We start from the raw sequence: 4324 nt of genomic DNA, 5'->3' as shown, positions 1-4324 counted from the left end.
ATCTGGGTGTTTGGTGGCTCAGATATGCAGTTTTGCATCGCTCCCAATATGCAGATGCTAGTTCTCAAGCGCGGGATCTCCTTGAGCAATGTATCGATATGTTTGAACAACTGTCACGTCGGGATGTGGTCGCGAAATTTATCAATGCTTTGGGAGAGGCGTACAAACGACTACAGCAGTGGGATCTGCTAGAAATGGTTGCTACAAAGTCGCGGGATATCCATCAAATCTATCCGGATTTTACGAGATTGGCACAAGCTTACGGCTTTTTAGCAGAAGTGGCGCTGTCTAAATCGGCTTGGCATTTAGCAAAGGAACGCGCAGAAACAGCTATACAAATTATTTTGAATGCCCAAGAGTCAGAATCGGTTGCCAATGTCGAGCCATTGGGGCCAAACTTAGATTGGGTGAAAAGATGGCATAAAAGTTGGTATTTGTTGTTGCTGGGACGATCGCTTTCGTGTTTGGGGCAGGTAAGCGAAGCAATCGAAAAATTGGAAACGGCTAAGGCTGAAAGCGATCGGCGATACGCTCCGCAATTGTATATCGAGATATTGGAGAAGTTGCGCGAACTCTACTTCCAGGAAGGTCGTTATTTAGAAGCCTTTAGACTCAAGCAAGAACAAAGCTCGATCGAGCATCAGTACGCTTTTCGCGCTTTTATCGGTGCGGGATGCTTGCAACCGCAGCGACAAGCACTCAATCCAGTCCGCAAGCCATTTGAGCAGGGGGTAACTGTAGCGGCGGAAATCATTGCGCTGCGCTGGCAAGATGTGACTCACTTGATCGATCGCCTCAGCCGTAGCGATCGCAAACTAATAGTTATTCACGGTGAGCCAGGTGTTGGGAAAACTTCTTTGATAAAAGCTGGCTTAGTACCGCTATTGAAGCAAAGACTTATGGAAGATCCGGCTCCAACTAGATCTGGGTTTAAATCGGAGCGAATTGCTTTGCCTGTGGTGCTATCAAATTATACCGATTGGGTTATCGGTTTGGGTCGATTGTTAACAGAAGGGCTCCAAGAAATTAAATTAGCAAATAGGGCTGTTGCTGTTGAATCTCTTCAGATACTAGATTCTGTAGAAGCGATTGCAGAACAATTGCGAATTAATAGCGATCGGCATCTGTTAAACGTGCTGATTTTTGACCAGTTTGAGCAATTCTTTTGCGTTTGCAGCCATCCTGTCGAACGGCGGCGGTTTTATGATTTTTTGCGCCTTTGCCTAAATCTTCCCTTTGTGAAAATCCTTCTATCAATGCGGGAAGATTATTTGCATTATTTGTTGGAGTGGGATCGGATTGCCAACCTGGATGTTATCAACAATAACATTCTAGATAAGGATATGCGCTACTACTTGGAAAAGTTTTCTTCAGTCGATGCACAGTTAGCGATCGAACGCCTCACTGCACGCGCCCAGCTTCAGTTAGAAACTGCTTTGATAGAGGAGTTGTTGCAAGATTTTGCTGATGAAAGAGGCTTAGTTCGTCCGAGCGAATTGCAGATGATAGGATCTAGATTGGAAGCAGAAAGAATTACAACGCTGGCACAATATCGACAATTTGGATCTAAAGAAAAACTGGTTGAGCTATTTCTAGATTGCGCTATCAGAGATTGCGGTACGCCTAACGAACAAGTGGCGCGATTAGTTTTGTATTCGCTTACAGATGATAACGGTAATTGTCTGCGTAAGACTCGTGCTGAGTTGGTAGCTGCATTAAAAATCATCGGCTTAGAGGTAGAGGCAGAAAAAATTGACTTAGTGCTAACAGTTTTAGTGGGTGTGGGTTTGGTGTTTTTGCAGCCAGAAGTGCCAGCCGATCGCTATCAACTAATTTACGGGTATCTGCTACCTTTTATCCGCCAAGAACAGGTATCATTGATTGTGGAACAATTAAGAAGAGAAAGAGCTAGACAAAGATTTGCAGAAGAACAGTTAAGATTTGTCGAACAAGCAAATCAAATATTAATTGCAGCTCAACAAAAAGCCAAACAAATCATTCGTCGAGGCTTTGTTGGATTGGCTTTGATATCGGTAATTGCAGCAGCGGTAACGATACTGGCAGGTTTCTTTGGGCGAAAAGCAGAATGGCAAAGGCAACTAGCAGAAAGAAAAGAAATTGAGGCGCTAAATACGGTGTCGGAAGCTCGACTTCTTTCTCGCGATCGCGTGGGAGCATTAGTAGCTAGTGTTAAAGCTGGCAAAAAATTACAGGAGATTGAAGAACCGCCCGATCTCAAGTTATTGACTGTAATTAGACTGCATGAAGCGCTCTATTCAGATAAAGATTGCGAGCGATTAGAAGGTGGCAATACTATCAAGAAATTTAATTTTAGTCCTGATGGTCAAACAACAGAGTATCTGTGGCATTTAGACAAAAAACAAATCGAAATCAAGCTAGATGAGCTATTACTGAGCGGTTGCGATCGCTTGCGGGATTATCTGCAAACTAATCCTCATGTTTACGAGAGCGATCGCCAACTTTGTGCTGCTACTCCCCATCGTTAATCAGAGAAACCGGGTTTTTCTAAAAAACCCGGTTTCTGAAACTATTAGATTCGTAGGTTGGGTTGAGAAACCCAACATTTGCGTTTGGTTTCCCTTCCCTCAACTCAACCTATAAAAAATGACGAAGGTATCGTCTAAAAAACCTGGTTTCTTGCAATTATTAGATAGAGCTACCCGCAGCTTCAGCACCCATTTCTAACACTGCACCGCGCAAGAAATCAATTTGCTCTTGAAATCTCATTCCTTCAATCTTCGCCAGCAACTCTTGACCGGCTTGGGGAAGTTGATATTCGGGAGGTACGGGAATGATAGTTTTGTTGTCCATACCTTGAGCTAAATAGTACCAAAAAGCCAACTTAGTTTCAGGACTCAAAGAGCCATATTGGCGGCTAATTTGAGTATTCTTTCTAGCAGCAATATCGCGTTGAACTTGCAGCTGTTGGTCAAAGGGAAGTACCTTTACTTGCTCGAACAATCCCTGAGCAATTTCAGACCCAGAAGCGCCGGGAGCAGCTGGAGTAATTGATTTGCCTATTTTGGTGTAAACAAACCACAATAAACCGAGTTGATCGTCTACACTCAAGCTTTTTAAAGCTTCTTTACCTCGATCGTAAGCGCTCACATTTGTTGTTGTCATACCTATGCAATCCCGTTGATTTGTTAACTCACATTTACATAGTGAAACAAACGGTTACGTGCTTACCCCTACAAGAGGGTAGAGAATTGCCTGGGGATCTGGGGATCGCAAATTATACTCAGGGTAGATGTACTTAGGCTATATCGGCAAAGTGGGATCGCACATACGCTTCTAAAGTGCGATCGAGCCTTAAGGAGCCATCCCGATTATCTTCTAAAAAACAACGTCTTTTGAGCGATCGTATGGCATTTAATATTATCTCTGGTGTATAATGATCGGACATTTTCTGTAAAACTTCCACCAAAGTAACAGATTTTTCTTGTTTAGCTAAATAATTAACAAGCTGCTTTTCCGATTCAGTTAACCTTCCCCATACCCGACTTAGTTGAGAGACAATTTCATTACTTAATATCAATGACGGATAAGATAAAAATTCTGCGATACTTCCAGCAAATAACTCTTGAATCATCGTCGCTGTCATTTCTAACCATAAAGGATGACCGCAATACTTTTCAATCAATGTATCCCATATCTCCTCATCTGACAACTCTTTATCCTTTAAAATTTGTTTAGCGGAATCTCCCAAACCTGCGAGTTTCAAACAACGGGTGAATTTATACCGACTTGCGTTCGCGCAGCGTGCCGGATGGCATATCGCATCTTCTGGTTGTTCGCTAGTAATCAACAACAAACTACTTGCATGAGACAATTCAGCAATTTGTTTAAATAACAGATAATATCCCTCAAATTCGGCTCGATATTGACCTGCAAATTCTCCTGTTTCAAATAACATCTGCAAGTCATCTATAATAATCAAACATCGATGTTTGCGTAAAAATTTAAGCAATAAATCGACTTGGCGATCGAGCGTATTGGGAACAGCAGCAGCAGAGACAAAGCTTTGCAGTAAGTCAGTTAAAAAACTATCTATATCTGGAGAATATCGAAGACTGCGATAAACAATATATTCAAATTGCGTTTTGATTTCTTCAATTAGTTTAATCGCCAGCGTCGTTTTACCAATTCCTATCATACCAATTAAGGTAACGATGCGGATACGATCTTGAATTAACCAGCTTTTTAAACTGTTTAGTTCTTCATAACGTCCGTAAAAGGCGGTAATTTCTGGGGCATTATCTATATCTAAATGGTGTTTTTCAGTTGGTTTGGATAGCGGAGA

General features: G+C 42.1%; 2 protein-coding genes and 1 pseudogene. 1 reads left to right on the top strand and 2 read right to left on the bottom strand.

What is annotated here, in order from left to right; translation table 11 throughout:
• Positions 1-2507: pseudogene (locus H6S82_RS20765) on the top strand (ATP-binding protein); the annotation flags it as partial.
• A gap of 160 nt (positions 2508-2667) precedes the next feature.
• On the opposite strand, the gene H6S82_RS20760 reads toward H6S82_RS20765, so the two are convergent.
• A complete protein-coding gene (locus H6S82_RS20760; protein WP_190465340.1) occupies positions 2668-3144 on the bottom strand; it encodes an orange carotenoid protein N-terminal domain-containing protein in 477 nt (158 codons plus the stop codon).
• 133 nt (positions 3145-3277) lie between these two features.
• On the bottom strand, positions 3278-4324 hold a 1047-nt coding region (locus tag H6S82_RS20755), incomplete at its 5' end, for an NB-ARC domain-containing protein (RefSeq protein WP_199317926.1).

The organism is Planktothrix sp. FACHB-1355 (assembly GCF_014748295.1).
GTDB lineage: Bacteria > Cyanobacteriota > Cyanobacteriia > Cyanobacteriales > Aerosakkonemataceae > Aerosakkonema > Aerosakkonema funiforme_A.
Note: the sequence above shows the minus strand (reverse complement) of the source record. Positions and strands in the feature narration are given on the sequence as shown.